Source organism: Streptomyces sp. NPDC094147, from assembly GCF_044764265.1.
GTDB lineage: Bacteria > Actinomycetota > Actinomycetes > Streptomycetales > Streptomycetaceae > Streptomyces.
This window is the reverse complement of record NZ_JBIWHT010000033.1, coordinates 16,517-35,869: the sequence shown is the minus strand read 5'-3', so window position 1 is coordinate 35,869 and position 19,353 is coordinate 16,517. Positions and strand designations below refer to the sequence as shown.

Below are 19,353 nucleotides of genomic sequence, written 5' to 3'. Positions count from 1 at the left end.
TGTCGGGACACGTACGTACCGAACCGGTGCCGGTGAATACCGCCCCGGGACGGGGCCTTGGGTGACCGACCCCATGACTCCCTTGACGAAGTGTTTATTGAAAATCGTTTTCGTTTTCTGTAGCTTACGCATGATGACATGACGCACCCGGGTGACCGGGTCGGTGAAGGGAACGATGGTGGGGGAACAGCGCATGGCGCGCAGGGCGATGCTTCAGGGCATCGCGGGCGGAGCGGCGGCGATCGCGGCCGGCGGACTGGTGACCGCCTGTGGCGGCAATGGGGACGGTGGAGCGGCAGCGGCAGCGGCGGCCGACAGCGGAAAGCCGCGCCGGGGCGGACGGCTGCGCGCGGCCTTCACTGGATCGAGCGCGGAGTCGTCGAGCGTCCTGCAGGCGACGATGACACCGGTCGACTATGTGCGGGCGCGACTCGTATGGGACACGATCGGAGAGATCGACAACAGCAAGCCGGTGTGGCGGGTCGCCGAGTCCGTCGTGCCCAACGGCGACGCGACGGTGTGGACGGTGCGCGTCCGGGGCGGCATCACCTTCAGCGACGGCAAGGCCCTGACCGCCGCCGACGTCCTGTTCACCCTGCGCACCTTCGCCTCGCAGCCCACCACGCAGAGCGCCTTCCTCGCCGGACTCGACGCGAAGGCGTCCAAGGTGCGTGACCAGCACACGGTGGAGCTGCACCTGAAGAGCGCGGACGGCTTCTTCGATCTCGCGCTTGCCCAGTCGATGTTCGTCTTCCAGGACGGGACGAAAGACTTCGCCAAGGCGCCCGGCTCCGGTCCCTTCGTGCTCAAGACGTGGTCCCGCGGCAAGAGCAGCCTGCTGACGGCTCGCAAGGGCTACTGGGGCGAGGGCGGGCCGTACCTCGACGAGATCGAGCTGCTGTCCGTCACCGAGGCCGACGCGCGCCTGAACGGGCTCAAGGCAGGCCAGTTCGACTACGCGGGCGCCCTGACACTGCCCACGGTCCGAGCCGAGGCGAGCAACTCCCGGCTGCGGATCACCACCGCGCCGCGCGAGCTGTGGGGCGAACTGTCCTTCTCCATGAATCTCTCCGCCGATCCCTTCACGCACGCCGAAGCCGTCCAGGCGATGCGGTACGCGATCGACCGCGAGGCCATGGTGCGCACCGTCACGCTGGGCACCGGCGAGGTCGGCGACGACGCGCTGGGCCGTCACCAGTCCTGGTACGACAGCTCGTTGGCACGCGTCGAGCACGACCCCGACCGGGCACGGCGGTTGATGTCCTCCGGCGCGCTGAAGGGCACGCGACTGTCGATCCGCACGAGCGACTACGAGTACGGACCGCTGGAGGCGGCAACCGCCTTCGTCGAGCAGGGGCGCAAGGCGGGACTGAACGTCTCCGTGGACAAGGTTCCCGCAGCCGACTTCTACACGGACATGAAGTCCCTGTTGGCCGCCCCGCTGAAGACCACCTTCTACCACCCGCTCCCGCTGCCCCTCGCCCTCAACTCGTACTACGGGCCGCAGGCGTCGTACCCCTTCACCGGCCCCTCCGAAGCCAACCTGAACGGGCTGATGAACGCCATGCACGCCGCCGTGGGCGACGGCAAGCGCACCCGCGCCGTGCACGACGTCCAGCAGTACCTGTACGAGCACGGCGGTGACGCGGTGTTCGTGCGTGTCCCGACTGTGGCGGGTGCGGCGCCGGCCGTGCGCGGGGTGCAGGCGCGCGGCTTCTTCGACTATCCGTCACTGCGCGACGCTTACCTCGCGTCGTGACCGGCACGTGGGCCTGGTGGTGGCTGCGGCGCATCGGCGTCGCGGTCGCCACGCTCTTCGCCGCTTCCGTGCTGGTCTTCGCCGCGACCCTCCTCGCGCCTGGCGACGCGGCGGCGGCCCGGCTCTCCGGGCAGGGCGCGAGCCCGCGGCAGATCACCGAGCTGCGGCACAGCCTCGGCCTGGACCGGCCCGCGTGGGAGCGGTACGGAGACTGGCTGTGGGGCGCTATCCACGGTGACCTCGGCCGCTCGTACGCCAGTGGGGAGCCGGTCGCTCGGGTCATTGCCGAACGGGCTGGAAACTCCCTGGTGTTGGGGGCGGTCGCCGCCGCCCTGTTGGTGCCGTCGGCCATCGGGCTCGGGCTGTGGGCGGGGCTGCGTGCCGGCCGGCCAGCGGACCGGGTGGTGTCCACGGCCACGCTGGCGCTGGTCAGCCTGCCCGAGTTCGTCGTCGGGACGCTGCTCATCCAGGTCTTCGCGGTCGGCACCGGATGGCTGCCCGCCGTGTCGTTGCCGTCGACCGGGCAGGGGCCGCTGTCCCAGCCGCAGGTCCTGGTGCTGCCCGTCCTGACGCTGCTGTCCGTCTGCCTGGCCCAGAATGTGCGCCTGGTCCGGGCGGGGGTGACGGAGGCGGCCGCTTCGGACGCCGTGCGCGCCGCCCGGCTCGGGGGCATCCCCGAACACCGCGTGGTGCTGCGGTGGGTGCTGCCGGCCGCGATCGTTCCGGTGATCCCGGTGCTGGCCCGCTATCTGGCGTACCTGCTCGGCGGGACGCTCGTCGCCGAGACCCTCTTCGGCTATCCGGGCCTCGCTGCGGCACTCGTCAGCGCCACGGCCGCACGGGACGCCCCGGTGGTGCTGGGCGTGAGCCTGCTAGTCGCCGCGGTGACGGTGTTCCTGAATCTGCTGGCGGACGCCCTGGCCGCCGCACTCAACCCCGCTGCCAGGAGGTCGAGTTGATCCGTCGAAGCACGCCTACGTCCGGTACCCGGCGCGGGTGGCTTCGCCGCCGGGTGGTCGCCGTCGTCACCGGCACGATCCTCGCCGCAGTCGTCCTGCTGGCTCTGATCGGGCCGTGGCTCGCCCCGCACGTGCCCGGCGACGTCCTCGACATGCCCTACGCGCCAGCCGGGGGAGACGTCCCACTCGGTACCGACCACCTCGGCTCCGACGTACTCAGCCGTTTCCTGGCGGGCGGGCAGTCGCTGGTGCTGCTCGCCTGCGGCGCCCTCGCCGTCGCGTACGTGCTTGGGGCTGCCCTGGGGATGCTCGCGGCCCTGCGCGGCGGGGTCGTCGACATGGCTGTACTGCGCCTGGTGGATGTGCTGCTCAGTCTTCCGTCGTTCCTGCTGCTGAGCGTGGTCGTGGTGGCCATGGGGCGGGGGGCCGGCGGGGTGGCGGTGGCGACCGCGGTGGTGCTGTTCCCGGAGATCGTGCGGGTGGTGCGGGCGGCGACGCTGCAGGCGCTGCAGCACGACTACGTCGAGGCCGCCGTCGCCCGGGGCGAGTCCACGCCATACGTCCTCGTGTGCGAGGTGCTGCCCAACCTGATCCCGGTGCTCGCAGCCGACGCGGGAGTGCGGTTCGTGGGTGCGGCGTTCACCGTTGCCACTGCGTCCTTCCTCGGCTACGGGGCCCAACCGCCCGCGTCCGACTGGGGATTGATGATCCTGGAGAACCGTGACGGGCTCGCGCTTCAGCCGCTCGCCGTCGTCGTCCCGGCGCTGGGCATCCTGGTCCTGCTGCTGAGCGCCAACCTCCTGGTCGACGCGGTGCTTCCGGCGGCCCGGACGCCCGGACGGTCGCGCCGGAGCCGTGCGAAGGCGGCAGTGGACACGGATACCGGCGACTCCGTGTTGTGCGTCCGGGACCTGACCGTCGAAGCCGCCGGGTCGTGTGTGCTCGACCGGGTCGATCTCGACGTCCCCCGAGGCCGTGTTCTCGCCCTCGTCGGACCGTCCGGGTCCGGCAAGACCACACTGGCGCTGGCCGCCTTCGGTGAACTGCGCCCCGGCCTGACGCGGACCTCGGGGTCCGTGTGGCTGGCCGGACGGAGCATCCTCGGGCTCAGGCCCCGGCCGCTGCGCCGGTTGCGCGCCCGGCATTCCGCGTACGTTCCTCAGGACCCGCGCACCGGCCTGGCGCCGACGTTGCGCGTGGGCGATCACATCGGGGAGTTCCTGCGAGCGCGGGGCGTACCACGGACCGAGCGGCTCGACCGTATCCGGGCGGCCGCGCGCGCGGTCCGACTCCCGGACGACGAAGGCTTTCTTCGCCGCCGTCCGCACCAGCTTTCCGGCGGGCAGCGCCAGCGCGTCGCCCTGGCCGCCGCGCTCGCCCACCGTCCCGACCTGCTCGTCCTCGACGAGCCCACCAGCGCCCTGGATCCGGTCACCGCCGCCGCGTTCCTCGACGACCTCGCCCGAATCCGGGAGAACGACGGTCCGGCGGTGGTGCTGATCGCCCACGACCTGGCGCACGTGGCCGCGGTGGCTGACCACGTCGTGGTCCTGGACCGTGGCCGCGTGGTCGAACAGGGCCCGGTGGGTGAGTTGTTGGACCAGCCGGTGAGCGAGCCGGCCCGGCGCCTGGTCGCAGCGGCCCACGTGGTCGAGGCACCCCGGTCGGCCGGCCCGCCGGAAACCGAAAGCGCACCGGCGCTCTCCGTGCGCGGCCTCGGTGCCGAGCGCCGGGGGCAGCGCGTCCTCGACGGCATCGAACTGGACGTACAGGCTGGTGGCTGCCTGTCGCTGGTGGGGCCGTCGGGTGGCGGGAAGACAACGCTGCTGCGCTGCCTCGCCGGGCTGCACTCCGACCGGACGGGCGCCCTCCGCCTCGACGACCGAGCCCTGGCGGCCGGAGTACGTCACCGTGCTCGCGAGGACCTGCGCCTACTGCAGCTCGTACCCCAGGATCCGTACGACTCCCTCAACCCCCGGCACACGGTGGAGCGCATCGTCGCACGGCCGCTTCGCCTGTTCCGCCCGGACCTCGGCACCGATGCCCGCAGGGCCGAAGTCCACCGCTTGCTGGAACGCGTCGGACTTGACCCTGCCCACGCGCACCGACGGCCGGGTCAGCTCTCCGGCGGACAGCGTCAACGTGTCGCGCTGGCACGGGCGTTGGCCGCCGGACCGCGGGTGCTGCTGTGCGACGAGGTGACCAGCGCGCTCGACGCTCCTGCCGCCGCTACCGTGCTCGCACTCCTCGACGAACTGCGGCGGGACCTCGGGCTTGCCCTGGTCGTCGTCACCCACGACATGTCGGTGCCACTGCGGCTGGGCGGCGACCTCGCGGTACTCGCTGACGGGCGCATCCGCGAAACCGGGCCGGTCGAGCGCGTCATAGCCTCGCCCCAGGACGACCTGACCGCCCAACTCCTTGTCTCCATACCGCAATTGCCGAGTCCGACACCGTACGAAAGGACGGGTCCGTGAACCCTCCTGCCAGCCCGTGGCTGCGCCGCCCCCGCCCTCATCCGCGCCCGGCCCTACGCCTGCTGTGCCTGCCTCATGCCGGCGGCTCGACCGCCCTCTACCGGCAGTGGAAGGACCTGCTGCCCCCCGAGGTCGAGCCGGTGCTGGTGTGCCTGCCGGGCCGTGAGGACCGCTTCAACGAAGCCCTGCCCGCTGAACTGCCGGACCTGGTGGCTGGACTCGGCGGGGCCGTTACGGCGCTGGTCGACCGGCCCTGGGCGGTGTTCGGGCACAGTATGGGGGCGACCGTCGGCCACGAACTCGTCCTGTGGCTGCTGAAACACGGGGTCCGGGCGCCGGAGCACCTCTTCGTCTCCGCGCGGGAGGCCCCGCAGCACCACCACGGCGGCACGGTCCACCTGCTGGACGACGACGCCCTGTCCGTCGAACTGGTCCGGCTCGGCGGGACCTCGCCCGAACTGCTCGCAATGACGGAGGTGCGGAAGCTGGTGCTGCCCCCGGTGCGCGGCGACTACCGGCTCATCGAGACCTACGCCGCACAGCCCGACGGCCCCGTGCCGTGCCCGCTGACTGCGCTCGTCGGAGCCGCCGACACGGAACTGACCGCCGAGGAGGCCGCGGGCTGGGAGAAGTGGACCACTGGCCCCTTCCAGCTGCTGACCTTCCCCGGCGGCCACTTCTACCTCTCTGACCGGCCGGATGCGGTGGTGGAGGCCGTGCGCCGACGGTTGCTCACCCCTGCGTAGCCTCCGTGGCAGGGGCTTGCTGGGCAAGACCATCCTTGCCCTCGTAGGCGTCCTCGCCCTTGTACGTGTCCCTGTCGCGGACCAGCACCAGGCTCGCCGCGGCCGCCACCAGCGCCGCGATGCCCGCGATCAGGAAGATCTGCGACAGCGCGTCTGTGTAGGCGCTACGGGCCAGGGCGAGGACCGGGCCGCGGGCCGTCTCCGGCACGGCCGAAGCGACCGCGTCGAACCGGCCCGCCGTCACCAGACGGCGCAGCTCCCCGGCGGCGGAGCCGGGTACGGCGTGCTCACCCAGCGCAGACGCGGACATGACGCCGTTCACCTTGGCCGACAGTATGACGCCGAAGAAGGCGACGCCGGTCGCGGTGCCCAGTGGGAAGAAGCTGTTGGCTGCGCCCGACGCGGTACCGGCGCGCGAGGGCGGTACGACGTTCACGGCGAGCGCCAGCAGGTGGGGGAGCGTCAGACCTGATCCCACGCCGATCAGGACCAGCATCGGAAGCAGCACGGACCAGTCGTCGTCCGGCGAGATGCCCACCGTCAGCAGCACCCCCACACCGACCGCGGCCATGCCCAGCGCCAGGACCCACGCCACCGGCACCCGCTTCGTCAGCAGCCCGCTCAGTGGCGCTCCGATGATGATCGCGACCGACTGGGCGAGCAGCACCAGGCCGACCCTGATGGGGGTGAGGTGCAACATGCCCCCGAGCCAGAGAGTCAGGAACGGCAGCATGCCGAAGCTGAAGATCCGGGCGGCGAAGCTCAGCAGCAGCGCCCCGGCGAAGGTGGGGATGGCGAACAGCCGCAGGTCCAGCATGGCGCGCTCGCCCAGCCGCCGCTGCACCACCACGAATGCCACGGCCAGCACTGCACCCACGACCAGCGATGCCAGCACGTCCGGCTCGGCCCAGCCGTTCTCGGCACCCGCCAGCAGCCCGTAGTTGAGGAGGAACAGTGCCGGCACGGCCAGGACCGCACCGATGTAGTCGATGCGGCGCGCGCCGTCGGTGGCGCCGCTCTCCGGCACCTTGCGCACCGTGCCGTAGATGATCAGCAGGCCGATCGGAACATTCACGGCGAAGAGCCACGGCCAGCTCAGCCACTCCACGATCGAACCGCCCACCAGCGGCCCCAGCGCGGCCGACACCGCTCCGCCTGCCGTGAACAGCCCGATGGCCGTGGTGCGCGCCCGCGCCGGAGCGCCTTCGAAGACACCGGAGATGAGGGCGAGCGAGGTGCCGAGCACCATGGCTCCGCCCGCACCCTGCACGGCACGGGCCGCGATCAGGCTGCCGGCGTTCGGAGCGAGTGCGCAGGCGGCCGAGGCGAGGGTGAAGACCCCGACACCGGCAAGGAAGATCTTCCGGCGGCCGATCAGGTCCGAAACGGCCCCTGCCGTGAGCAGCAGCGCCGCGAAGCTCAGTGTGTACGCGTTCACGATCCACTGCAGGCTGTCCAGCGAGCCGCCCAGATCCACGCCGATCTCGGGCATCGCCACGTTCACGACGGTTATGTCGAGTGTCATGAGAGCGGCCGCCAGCGCCGTCACGGCAGTCGTCCAGCGCCGTGCGGCGCGTATCTCCGGTGATACCTCCTCTTCCGTCTTCGTCCCCAACTCCGTTGTGTCCCCGGCGTGTTGGGGCGACTTTGCTTCCGTCATGGCTTTCCTCTCCGGTCGTTCCGTGCCGGTGACGCTAGCGACAAACATGAGACTTGTAAATGAAAATCATTTCCAATAGGTTGGTTGTGGCTGGAACGGACCGTGTCTTCAAGGGGGATGAATCCAGGTGGCACAGGAACGCGCGGACATAGCGCTCGATCTGCCCGGGGCCGTGGGTGAACTGCTCGGCCTGCCGGCCGAGGGCATTGACGAGAACGTGCACCTCATCCAGCTCGGGCTGGACTCGCTGAGCATGATGAGGCTGGCCGGGCGATGTCGCCGCGCCGGGCTCGACATCGGCTTCGCCGACCTGATGGCCGAGCCCTCGCTGGCCGCGTGGCGTCGGCTGGTCGAGGGCCGGAGCGCAAGTGGCGAGGCGGTGACCGCCGTGCACATGGACGAGGGCGGGCGCGTTGACGCGTCCGAGCCCTTCGGCCTCGCGCTGATGCAGCACGCCTACTGGGTGGGCCGCTCCGAAGGGCAGCAACTCGGCGGCGTGGCCGCGCACTTCTACCACGAGTTCGACGGGCACGGCGTGGACCCAGGTCGCCTCGAAGCCGCCGTACGGGCGGTCCTCGCACGGCACGGCATGCTGCGCGTGAGCATCCTCGACGACGGCCGTCAGCGCATCCTGCCCGAGAGCCCCTGGCCCGGACTGCGCGTGCACGATCTGCGTGACCTGGACGCGGCCGATGCCGGACACCGCCTCGACGGTCTGCGCCGTGACCTCTCCCACCGCTGCATGGACATCCAGGCCGGAGAGGTCTTCGACGTCCAGCTGTCTCTGCTGTCTGGCGGCACGAGGGTGCACGTCAACCTCGACATGGTCGCCGCCGACGCGCTCAGTCTGCGCGTGCTGCTCGCCGACCTGGCCCGCGCCTACGCCGACCCCGCGACCCCGCTCCCCGCCCTCGACTACAGCTTCCCCCGCTACCTCGCCGAACGCGCCGCCGCCCGCCAGGCGCCGGCCCGCAACGCCGCACTGGAGGCCGACCGCGCCTTCTGGCAGGAGCGGCTCCCCGCGCTGCCCGCCGCACCCCAACTCCCCTTGGCAGCCCAAGAGTCCGATGCCGCTACCGTCGTACGACGACATCTGCACCTTGACGCCGAGCGCACCCGCCGCATCAAAGCATCCGCCCGCCGCCACGGGCTCACGCCCGCGATGGCGCTCGCGGCGGTGTTCGCCGAGACGCTCCAGGCGTTCAGCGCGGAGCCGGACTTCCTGCTCAACCTTCCCCTGTTCGACCGTGAACCGCTGCACGACGACGTGGGCTCGCTCGTCGGCGACTTCACCTCGTCGGTGCTACTGGCCTGGCACGGCGGGGCGCCCGGCAGCTTCGCCGAGCGGGCCGCCCGGCTGCAGGAACGCTTCCACCAGGACGCGGCCCACACCGCGCACTCGGGCGTCGAGGTGCTGCGCGACGCCTCCCGGCTGCGCGGCGAACGCGTCCTCGCCCCCGTCGTCTACACCAGCGCTCTCGGCCTCGGCGAACTCTTCACCGACGCCGTTCGGGAGAGCTTCGGCGAGGCGTCCTGGAGCATCTCGCAGGGGCCGCAGGTATGGCTCGACGCGCAGGTCACCGAGGTCGACATCGGACTGCTGGTCAACTGGGACGCCCGCGAGGACGCGTTCGCCCCCGGGGTCCTCGACGCGATGTTCGCCGCCTACCGAGGGCTGCTGGAGCGGCTGCTGGACGACCCGGCGGCCTGGATCGAACCCGTGCCGCCGTTGCTGTCTTCCGCCCAGCGCGCGGTGCGCGCCGACGTCAACGACACGGACTGGCAGCGCCGGGGCCCCGCGCGCCTGCACGACGGATTCTTTGCCCAGGCCGCCGCGCAGCCGGACGCACCCGCGCTGCTGTGGGGCCGGGACAGCTCGCTGTCGTACGGTGAACTCGCCGACCGGGCACTGAGGTTGGCGGAGCGTCTCAGGGTGCGAGGGGTCGTGCCCGGCGACCTGGTGGCCGTCACCCTGCCCAAGGGCCCCGACCAGATCACCGCCGTCCTCGGCGTCCTCGCCGCCGGCGCCGCCTATCTGCCCCTCGGCACAGACCTGCCTCCGGCTCGCCACGACCGTATCCACGCGGCGGCCGGAGTACGTCTCGTCCTCGACGACATCGCCGTACCGGACGACACCGAGCCACTCCCCGCCCCCGCCCCAGTCGGCCCGGCCGCCCTCGCCTACGTCATCTACACCTCGGGTTCCACCGGCGAGCCCAAGGGCGTCGAGGTCACGCACGAGGCCGCCGTCAACACGATCACCGACCTCAACGACCGCTTCGGCGTCGGTACTTCGGACCGGAGCTTGGCAGTGTCCGCGCTCGACTTCGACCTGTCCGTGTACGACGTCTTCGGCACCCTCGCCGCGGGCGGAGCGCTCGTATGCGTCGAGGAACCCACCCGTCGGGACTCAGGTGCCTGGGCCGACCTGGTCCGTGCCCATGGGGTGACCGTCGTCAACTGCGTGCCCGCCCTCCTTGACATGCTGATCACCGCCGCCGGCCCCGACGGTCTGCCCACCCTCCGGCTCGTGCTGCTCGGCGGCGACTGGGTGCCGCTCGACCTGCCAGAACGGGTGCGCGCCGCCGCGCCGGAGTGCCGGTTCGTGGCGCTCGGCGGTACGACCGAGACCGCGATCCACTCCACCCTGTGCGAGGTCGGCGAGGTCCCGGCCGCGTGGGTGTCGGTGCCGTACGGGACGCCGCTGCGGGGTGTCCGGTGCCGTGTCGTCGACCCGCTCGGCCGAGACTGCCCGGACTGGGTGCCCGGCGAGCTGTGGATCGGCGGTGCCGGAGTGGCGCGCGGCTACCGGGGCGATTCGGACCGCACCGCGGACAAGTTCCTTGAGATCGACGGACTGCGCTGGTACCGGACCGGGGACCGCGCCCGGTACTGGCCCGACGGCACGCTGGAGTTCCTCGGCCGCGCCGACCATCAGGTCAAGGTGCGCGGCCACCGCATAGAACTCGGCGAGATCGAGGCCGCGTTGGCCGCCGTGCCCGGCGTGGAGAAGGCCGTGGCGGTCGTCGGCGCCGACGGGCGGCTCGCGGCCGCGGTGACCGGCGTCGCCGAACCGGCCCAACTGCGCGCCTTCGCCGCCGAGAGACTGCCGTCCGCCCTGGTGCCCGAACGCATCGCCGTCATGGAGCAATTGCCGCTCACACCCAACGGAAAAATCGACCGGAAGGCCATCGGCCGCCGGGTCGCGCAGTGCGCGGACGCCGTCGTGAGGACGGTCACCCCGCCGCGCGGCGAGCGCGAGCAGCAGGTGGCGCGGGCATGGGCGGACATCCTCGGCGCCACCGACGTCGGACGCGAGAACGACTTCTTCGCCCTCGGTGGCGACTCCCTGCTCGCCACCCGCCTCATCGCCCGACTCCGAGGTGAGGGCTACGGCGAGGTGCGGCTCGCCGATCTCTTCAACCGCCCGGTCCTCGCCGATTTCGCCGCCAGTCTGGACGCCGGCGACGAACGCCGCAGTGCGCAGCCGGTGACCGCCGACCCCGGCCACCGGCACGCCCCGTTCCCGCTCACCGACGTGCAGCGCGCGTACTGGCTCGGGCGCGGCGAGGACTTCACGCTCGGCGGCATCGGCTGCCACTTCTACCGCGAGTACGACGTCGAGGACCTGGACCCGGCCCGGCTGGAGGCTGCACTCAACCGGCTCGTCCAGCGCCACGAGATGCTGCGCGTCGTCATCGACGACAGCGGCGAGCAGCGCATCCTGCCCGATGTGCCGTGGCTCACCGTCGAGATCACCGACGCGGAGGACGACGCCGACAACGCATTCGCGACGCTGCGCCGGACCGCCTCACATGAGGTGTTCGACCCCGGAACCTGGCCACTGTTCGCCGTGCGCGGTGTGCGCGCGGGCCGTCGCACACGGCTCGGTATCGGCGTCGACAACATCGCGCTCGACGCGCTCAGCATCCTCATCTTCTACGGCGAGTTGGCCGCACTGTACGCCGACCCGCATGCCGAACTCCCGCCCGTGGGCGTCTCGTTCCGGGACTACATCTGCTCCACTGCTCCGGACCCGGACGCCGTCGCGGCGGCCCGCGCGTACTGGACGGACCTGCTGCCGCAGCTGCCGCCCGCCCCCGCGCTGCCCCTGGCCAAGGACCCGTCCACCGTCGAGCGCCCCCGCTTCACCCGCCGCGAGGCCCGTATCGAGCCGGGACGGTGGCAGGCACTCGCCGCACGCGCCCGCGAGCACGGCCTCACCCCCTCCGGGATACTGCTGGCCGCCTTCGCGGACGTCCTGGGCCAGTGGAGCGCCAGGCCGGAACTCACACTGAACCTCACTCTCTTCGACCGCCGTGACGTGCATCCCGACATCGGCAACGTCCTCGGCGACTTCACCTCACTGATGCTCGTCCCCTCGCGGCCGCAGCCGGGGGAGAGCTGGTCGGCACGTGCCCGGCGCATGCAGGAGGAGCTGTGGCGCTCCCTCGATCATCGCGAGGTCTCCGCGGTGTGGGTGCTGCGGGAACTCGCCCGCCGCAGCGGCGAACCGGAGACGACCATGCCGGTGGTCTTCACCAGCGCCCTCGGCGTCGGCGGCGAACCCCCGCGCGCCCCCTTCGACCGGCAGGTCTGGGGCGTCTCGCAGACTCCGCAGGTGTGGCTCGACCACCAGGTCACCGAGGACGCCCACGGTGTACGCCTCAACTGGGACGCCGTCGAGGAACTCTTCCCCGACGGCTGTATCGACGCGATGTTCGACGCGTACCTGCGGATGGTGGACTGGCTGGCCGGCGGCGACTGGACCCGACCCGCCCCCGACCTGCTGCCCGCACTCCAGCGCGCGACCCGTGCCGCCGTCAACGCGACCGGCCCCGGCGTCCCCGGCCTGCTGCACGCCGGCTTCTTCCGCCGCGCAGCCGACCAGCCCCACCGCACCGCCCTGCTGTGGGGCGACGCCGACCGCATGACCTACGGTGAACTCGCCGACCGGGCCCTCAGGCTGGCCACCGTCCTCGTGGAACACGGCGTCCGTCGCGGTGAGAGCGTCGCGGTCACGCTCCCCAAGGGACCCGACCAGCTCGTGGCCGTGCTCGGCGTGCTGGCCGCCGGAGCCGTGTACGTGCCTGTCGGAGTCGATCAGCCGCCAGCGCGCCGCGAGCGCATCCAGCGGCTCGCCGGTGCCCGCTTCGACGTCGTGGAGCCCGGTGTTCATGCGCCTGGCAGCATCCCGGTCGACGCGGCACCCTCGATGGACGTGGCCGCGGCCCCCGTCGACGTACCCGTCGACGCGCTCGCCTACGTCATCTTCACCTCCGGGTCGACCGGCGATCCCAAGGGCGTCGAGATCACTCACCAGGCGGCCGCCAACACCGTCACCGACATCAACGAGCGCTACGAGGTCACGGAAGCGGACCGCGTCCTCGCGGTGTCCGCCCTCGACTTCGACCTCTCCGTGTACGACGTCTTCGGGCCGCTCTCGGCCGGCGGCGCCGTCGTCCTGATCGAAGAGGACGACCGGCGCGACGCCCGCCGCTGGCTCGATCTCGTGTGCCGCCACCGCGTGACCGTGTGGAACACCGTGCCCACCCTGCTCGACATGCTGCTCACCGCCGCCGAGGGCGCCCAACCGCCGGACCCGCTGCGGCTCGTGCTGGTCTCCGGGGACTGGGTGGGCCTCGACCTGCCGGGACGGCTCGCGGAGCAGTGCCCCTGGTGCCGGTTCGTCGCCCTCGGCGGCGCCACCGAGGCGGCGATCTGGTCAAACGCGTACGAGGTCGCCGAGGTCGACCCGTCCTGGCGCTCCATCCCGTACGGCCAACCGCTGCGGGGCCAGTGTTTCCGTGTCGTCGGCGCGCATGGACGCGACTGCCCCGACTGGGTGCCTGGCGAGCTGTGGATCGGTGGTGCCGGGGTGGCACGTGGCTACCGGGGCGACCCGGCCCGTACCGCCGACCGGTTCCTTGAGATCGGCGGGGTGCGCTGGTACCGGACCGGTGACCTCGGGAGGCACTGGCCCGACGGGACGCTGGAGTTCCTCGGCCGCGCCGACCTCCAGGTCAAGATCCGGGGCCACCGCATCGAGCTCGGCGAGGTCGAGGCGGCGTTGCGGGATCTTCCAGGTATCGGGAGGGCCGTTGTCGGCGTGGCGGGGGAGGGGGCGGCACGGCGGCTGGTCGCGGCGGTCGTCCCGACAGCCGGTTCGGCCCCGACACCAGTGCCCAGCCCACAACTGGGCGACAGAACAAGGAAGTTCAGGGACCGAGGGCGGAGCGTGGAGAGCGCGGTGGCGGAGTCCTTCCTCGCACTGCTGCTCGGCCTCGGCAACCTGAACGAAGGACTCACCGAAGCCCAGTGGGCGGACCGTCTGGGAGTCGCCGACCGCCATGTGCCCGTCTTCCGGCTCTGGTTGGGGTGGCTCGCCGAGCGCAAGGTTCTCGTGAAGAACGGTGCTGCGTACACCGTGGGACCTGAGGCGGCGACAGCCCCGTCCCGTGCGGAGGCCGCCGTGACGGGGACGGACGACTACAGCGCCCTGATCGCCCGAGCCCACCAGCGCCTCACCGAACGGCTCGCCGACTACCGGGACATCCTCGCCGGACGCCGTGACGCGGCCGCCCTGCTCGACGACGACGTCCTCGCGCCTGCCCGCCTCGCCGCAGCCGATCCGGGAAGCGAGGCGGCTCTCGACGAAGTGGCTCTGCGGATAAGGGAGCTGGCCGCAGAGGCCGGTCGCCCTGTCGAGGTGGCCGAAATCGGCGGTGGGGACGGGACCTGGGCAGAGCGCCTGTTGCACAGGCTCACACCCGAACGGGTGCGCTACACCCTGGTGGACGGCGACCCGGCCCTCGTCGAAGTGGCGGAAGGCCGCCTCGCCGCCCTCCCGCACGAAGTCGCCTGCCGTCGCCTGCCCGGCCTCCTTGTGCCCGACGAACTCCGTCACCGCTTCGACCTCGTCCTTGCCAACCAGGCGCTGCACCGCAGCCCGGACCCTGCCCAGGGCCCGGCCGTGGCCCGCCTCCTGGTCCGGCGCGGCGGGCTGCTGCTGGCCGTGGAGCGGGCCGAGCTCACGCCCGTCGCTCTGCTCACCGCCGCCCTGCTCGACGGCGGGTACGCGGGCTTCGACCGGGAGCGACGTACGGCGGGCAGCCCGATCCTGTCCGCCTCGCGATGGGCCGAACTGCTGGGCGCGGCAGGGTTCGACGACATCGCGTACACCCCGGTCGGCACCTCCTTCACCGAGCTGATCCATGCCCGCCGGCCCGCCGACGCCGTCGACCTCGACCCGGCCGCGCTGCGCGGTCACGCCGCCGAGCGGCTGCCGGCCCACATGGTGCCCGAGCGGATCACCGTCCTGCCGTGGCTGCCGCTCGGCGCCAACGGCAAGGTCGACCGCACGTCCGTCGCCGCCCTCGCCGGAGCGGCGGAGAACAAGGATCCCGACGAGCCGCCGCAGGGGGAACTGGAGCAGACCCTCGCCGTGATGTGGGCCGAACTGCTGGGCGTGCCCGCGGTCGGCCGCAGGCAGAGCTTCTTCACCCTCGGCGGCGACAGCCTCCTCGCGACGCGCTTCCTGACGCTGCTGACCCAACGACTCGGCGTCCAGCTGCCGCTGCGGCGCCTGTTCGCGGGGCCGACTCTCGAAGAGGTGGCGCGGGCCCTCGCCCAGGAGACGGCCGACCAGGAAGAGATCGAGGAGGGCGCATTGTGATCGGCGTACTCGGTGGTTACGGCGCGGTCGGCGGCCACGCGGCTCTTCTGCTGGAACGCTGGGGAACCGGTCCGCTGCGGATCGGCGGACGGGACGACGTACGGGCCAAGCGGTTCGTCACGGCCCACATGGCGGAGTCCGAGGCCGTTGCCGTCGACATCGAGGACGCGGCCTCGCTCGCGGCCTTCGTCCGAGGCTGTGACCTCGTCGTCAATTGCGCGGGCCCTTCCCATCGCACCTCGGAGCAGGTCACGTTCGCCGCGCTCATGGCAGGCGCACATGTCGTCGACGCAGGAGGCGGCGGGTGGCTCGACCGCATCCGTACGGCCGTCGGCGAGCGCTCCGTGCTGTACGACGCGGGCGCGTTGCCCGGCTTGTCGGGGCTGCTGCCCCGATGGCTGGCGGCCGAGGACTTCGACTCAGTCCACGGGCTCACCGCGTACGCCTGTGCCCTGGACCGATTCACGGCGACCGGTGCCGACGACTACCTCGACGGGGTGCTCGGCGAGGCCGGCGAACCGCTCGCCGCCTGGCGGGACGGCGCCCGCCGCTCCGGCAGCCTCCACCGCCTGCCGGATGTCCAACTGCCGTATCTCCCCCGCTCGGTGACGGCCTTCCCATACTTGGACGCGGAAGGGGAACGCCTGGCCCGCGACCTGTCTCTCACCGACGGCAGCTGGTACACCGCCGTGGACGGTGAGCACTTGGCCGCCGCGCTGGAGTCGGCGCGCACGCTGGAACGTGATCGGGCCGTGCAGGCACTGTGTCACGCCACCGCGCTCGACAGCGCCGGGCGCACTCCGTACGTGTGCCTGATCGTCCAGCTCGACGGCGTACGCGCCGGGCGCCCCGCCACCCGTACGGCGATCCTGCGCGCACCGGGCATCGCACAGCTCACCGGCGCCGTCACGGCGGTGGCCGCTCTCGCCGTCCTGCGCGGCGAGGTGCCGCACGGCACGCACGGGGTCGACACGGCCCTCGACCCGGTCTACGCCGTCGCACGGCTGACAGCCGAACCCGGCCTGTGCGACCTCAGGGTGCACGACGTGCCGATCCACGAGCTGACCATGGCCGAGGAGGGAGCCCTGTGAAGGCGCTGAGGACCGTGGTGTGCGGCACCACGTTCGGGCAGTTCTACCTGGGCGCCCTGGCACGCATGCCCGAGGAGTTCGCACTCGTCGGCGTGCTCGCCGCCGGCAGCGAGCGGTCCGTGGCCTGCGCCGAACGTCACGGGGTTCCGCTCTACACGGACGTGGACCAGGTCCCCGACGACGTGGACCTCGCTTGCGTCGTCGTCCGCTCCGGGGTGCTGGGCGGCAGCGGCACCGAGCTGGCACTGCGGCTGCTGCGCCGCGGCATCCACGTCGTCCAGGAACAGCCCGTGCACCACGACGACCTGGTCGCCTGCCTGCGCGAGGCGCGCGGATACGGGGTGCGGTACCGGCTCGGCGACCTCTACGTCCGGCTGCCGGAGGTGCGGCGCTTCGCAGAGGCGGCCCGTACGGCACGCGCACGACAGCCCGTCGAGTACGTCGACGCGGCCTGCGCCTCACAGGTCGCCTTTCCGCTGCTGCACATCCTGGGCGAGGCGCTCGGCGGGCTGCGCCCCTGGAGCGTGCGCGCGGCTCAGGCCGACGAGGACGCGCCGTTCACCGTGCTCACCGGCACGATTGGCGGGGCACCGCTCACCCTGCGCGTGCACAACCAGGTAGACCCCGACGACCCCGACAATCACCTGCACCTGCTCCACCGGGTCACTATCGGAACCGCGGGCGGCAGCCTCACCCTCACCGACCCGCACGGCCCGGTGCTGTGGAGCCCCCGACTGCACATATCCGAACCGGTCAGGAACCGCTTCGACTTCGAGGCGCCCGGCACCGAACACCTGGCGGAACCCGGCACATCATTGCTGAGCCCGGCCGCCCCGGCGGACTACCGGCACCTGCTCCGCGACCAGTGGCCGGCCGCGATCGGCGAGGACCTGCGCGCGGCGCGCGCCACGATCCTCGGCGTGTCGGGGGCCGAGCGGCCCGACCAGTACCACCTGACGCTGAGCCGGATGTGGCAGGACCTCACGAAGGAGCTCGGTTATCCGACGCTGCGGCGCGGCCAGTCCCATCAGCAGCTGACCGCAGACGAGTTGCGACCACCGCACCTCCGTCAGCCCCTGAACGCGGATGAGTTGACCGACCCAGGCCGTCCCGAAGGCCCGGCCGACCTCATCCGGTACGCCACCACAGAGGCCGACCGCCGAGTGGGGCCGGTGAAGCCCGAGGTTGTTGATGAATTCGTACGACAGCTCGACGAGGCGGTGCTCGGCTCGATGGTCGCCGTACTTCAGGACTCGGGGGTCCTCGACGACCCCGAACGGACCCACACGGCCGAAGAGATCCTTGCTGCCGCGCGGGTGGCGCCACGACATCGCGTGCTCATACGGCGCTGGCTGCGCGTCCTGACCGAGCGCGGGCTGCTCGGGCAGGAGTCCGGGCGGTTCCGGGGCACGGCTGCGGTGGACCCCGCCGCTGTCTACCGGGCCTGGGGCTCGGCCGCCGCCGTGTGGCAACAGGGGCTCGGCTCCCCGGACTTCATCGGCTACCTGCGGCGCAACGCGGCGTGCCTGCCCGAGCTGATGCGGGACGAACAGCAGGCCGCCCTGCTCCTGTTCCCGGAAGGGCGGACGGAGGTCGCGGACGCCGTGTACCGAGACACCGTCACCGCCCGTTACCTCAACACCACCGTGGCCGCAGCCGTAGGGTCCCTGGCCGCAGTGCGCAATGCGGCGCGCCCCCTCAGGATCGTCGAGGTCGGGGCGGGCACCGGGGCGACCACAGACGCGGTCGCCGCGGCCCTCACCGAGGGCGGCCGTGGCAGACCACCGGTCGACTACCTCTTCACCGACGTCACCCACTTCTTCGTCACCGTCGCCAAGGAGCGCCACGCCGACCGGCCCTGGATCCGGCACAGCCTGTACGACATCGACCGCGACCCGGCGGAGCAGGGACTCAACCCCGGCACGGCGGACGTCGTCATCGCCGCGGGCGTGCTCAACAACGCCCGCGACACCGACGCGACCGTGCGGTCACTGGTAGGGCTGCTGGCCCCCGGAGGCTGGCTCCTCGTCACCGAACCGACGCGGGAACACCTGGAGATCCTGGCCTCCCAGGCGTTCATGATGACCGCCCCCGAGGACGCCCGGCGCGAGACGGACACCACCTTCCTGTCCCGCCGGCAGTGGCTGGACGCGCTGGCCGGAGCGGGACTCGCGCAGGTCATCACCGTGCCGGACGAGGACCATCCACTCGCGCCGCTCGGCCAACGGCTGTTCGCGGCCCGCGTCAACTGATCACCAGTACCTGGGGGAGAACACCGTGCTGCGATGCAGTCATGTGCTGTGCAAGGTCGACGACGTCCGTTCGGTCGTTCGGGATTACGAAAAGCTCGGATTCACCGTCGAGTTCGGCAGCTCGCCCGAGCGCGCCCACAACGCCCTGCTGTGGTTCGAGGAAGGGCCGTTCATCGAATTCTTCCAGCTTCCTCCCGCCTTCCGGTTCCTGAAGTTGCCGATGGCCGCCGTCCACGGCACGGCGGCCGGGGAGCGGCTGGCCCGCTGGGCCCGCCCGGGCGAGGGCTGGCGGGACCTGGCGCTGGAGACCGACACCACCGAACTCGTGGGCGCGCACGGGACGTTGCGCGCCTCGGGAGTGCACATCTCTCGTGTGATGAAGGGCCGCCGCATCCGCCCCGACGGTGACCTCGTCCGCTACCAGTTCCTCGCCGCCCGCCCCGCCCGGCTCCCGTTCGTCGTCTCCGCCTACGACCCGCCACAGCGCCCCGCCGCCGTGCACCACCCCAACGGCGCCCGGCGCATCACGCGGGTGCGGCTGGGCGTCGCCGATCACGACCGCGGCGCCTTCGACGCGCTCGCCGCCCACGTGGAGCGGGACGGCCCGATCACCGTCGAGGCGGCTCAAGACACGGGCGTCGTCGCGGTCGAACTCGACGGCCTCACCGGCTCGTTGGACCCGGCCAAGCTGCACGGCGCGGTCCTGATGGCCCAGGCCGCTCGGAAGGAGTGAC

At 71.9% G+C, this 19,353-nt stretch carries 9 protein-coding genes; 8 read left to right on the top strand and 1 reads right to left on the bottom strand.

Annotated features, from left to right (window positions below):
- The first annotated feature begins 193 nt into the window (after nucleotides 1-193).
- Genes ACIQ8J_RS30940 through ACIQ8J_RS30925 form a run of 4 tightly spaced genes read left to right on the top strand, consistent with a single transcriptional unit; the run spans nucleotide 194 to nucleotide 5,941 of the window.
- Nucleotides 194-1,759 (top strand): ABC transporter substrate-binding protein, encoded by a 1,566-nt coding sequence (locus ACIQ8J_RS30940; RefSeq protein ID WP_403276954.1) that lies wholly within the window; start codon nucleotides 194-196, stop codon nucleotides 1,757-1,759.
- On the top strand, nucleotides 1,756-2,718 hold the full coding sequence (locus ACIQ8J_RS30935) for an ABC transporter permease (RefSeq protein ID WP_403276955.1): 963 nt from the start codon (nucleotides 1,756-1,758) through the stop codon (nucleotides 2,716-2,718). The genes ACIQ8J_RS30940 and ACIQ8J_RS30935 overlap by 4 nt, the downstream gene beginning before the upstream one ends.
- Complete coding sequence (locus tag ACIQ8J_RS30930) at nucleotides 2,715-5,195, top strand: ATP-binding cassette domain-containing protein (protein WP_403276956.1); 2,481 nt, start codon at nucleotides 2,715-2,717, stop codon at nucleotides 5,193-5,195. The genes ACIQ8J_RS30935 and ACIQ8J_RS30930 overlap by 4 nt, the downstream gene beginning before the upstream one ends.
- The gene (locus ACIQ8J_RS30925; RefSeq protein WP_403276958.1) at nucleotides 5,192-5,941 is read left to right on the top strand and encodes a thioesterase II family protein; all 750 of its coding nucleotides are present in this window, start codon (nucleotides 5,192-5,194) and stop codon (nucleotides 5,939-5,941) included. Before ACIQ8J_RS30930 ends, ACIQ8J_RS30925 begins: the two co-directional genes overlap by 4 nt.
- Here the strand turns inward: ACIQ8J_RS30925 and ACIQ8J_RS30920 are convergent.
- A complete protein-coding gene (locus ACIQ8J_RS30920; protein ID WP_403276960.1) occupies nucleotides 5,928-7,601 on the bottom strand; it encodes an MFS transporter in 1,674 nt (557 codons plus the stop codon). The two genes, ACIQ8J_RS30925 and ACIQ8J_RS30920, sit on opposite strands and share 14 nt — an antisense overlap.
- Nucleotides 7,602-7,728: 127 nt before the next feature.
- Here ACIQ8J_RS30920 and ACIQ8J_RS30915 point away from each other — a divergent pair, with 127 nt between their 5' ends.
- Genes ACIQ8J_RS30915 through ACIQ8J_RS30900 form a run of 4 tightly spaced genes read left to right on the top strand, consistent with a single transcriptional unit; the run spans nucleotide 7,729 to nucleotide 19,352 of the window.
- Nucleotides 7,729-15,276, top strand: coding sequence for an amino acid adenylation domain-containing protein (locus tag ACIQ8J_RS30915; RefSeq protein ID WP_403276961.1), 7,548 nt, complete (start codon nucleotides 7,729-7,731; stop codon nucleotides 15,274-15,276).
- Entirely contained in the window at nucleotides 15,273-16,367 is a 1,095-nt protein-coding gene (locus ACIQ8J_RS30910; protein ID WP_403276963.1) for a saccharopine dehydrogenase NADP-binding domain-containing protein, read from the top strand. Before ACIQ8J_RS30915 ends, ACIQ8J_RS30910 begins: the two co-directional genes overlap by 4 nt.
- Complete coding sequence (locus ACIQ8J_RS30905; protein WP_403276965.1) at nucleotides 16,364-18,619, top strand: Gfo/Idh/MocA family oxidoreductase; 2,256 nt, start codon at nucleotides 16,364-16,366, stop codon at nucleotides 18,617-18,619. Before ACIQ8J_RS30910 ends, ACIQ8J_RS30905 begins: the two co-directional genes overlap by 4 nt.
- 25 nt (nucleotides 18,620-18,644) lie before the next feature.
- Nucleotides 18,645-19,352, top strand: a complete 708-nt coding sequence (locus ACIQ8J_RS30900; RefSeq protein WP_403276966.1) for a VOC family protein — start codon at nucleotides 18,645-18,647, stop codon at nucleotides 19,350-19,352.
- Nucleotide 19,353 lies beyond the last annotated feature (1 nt).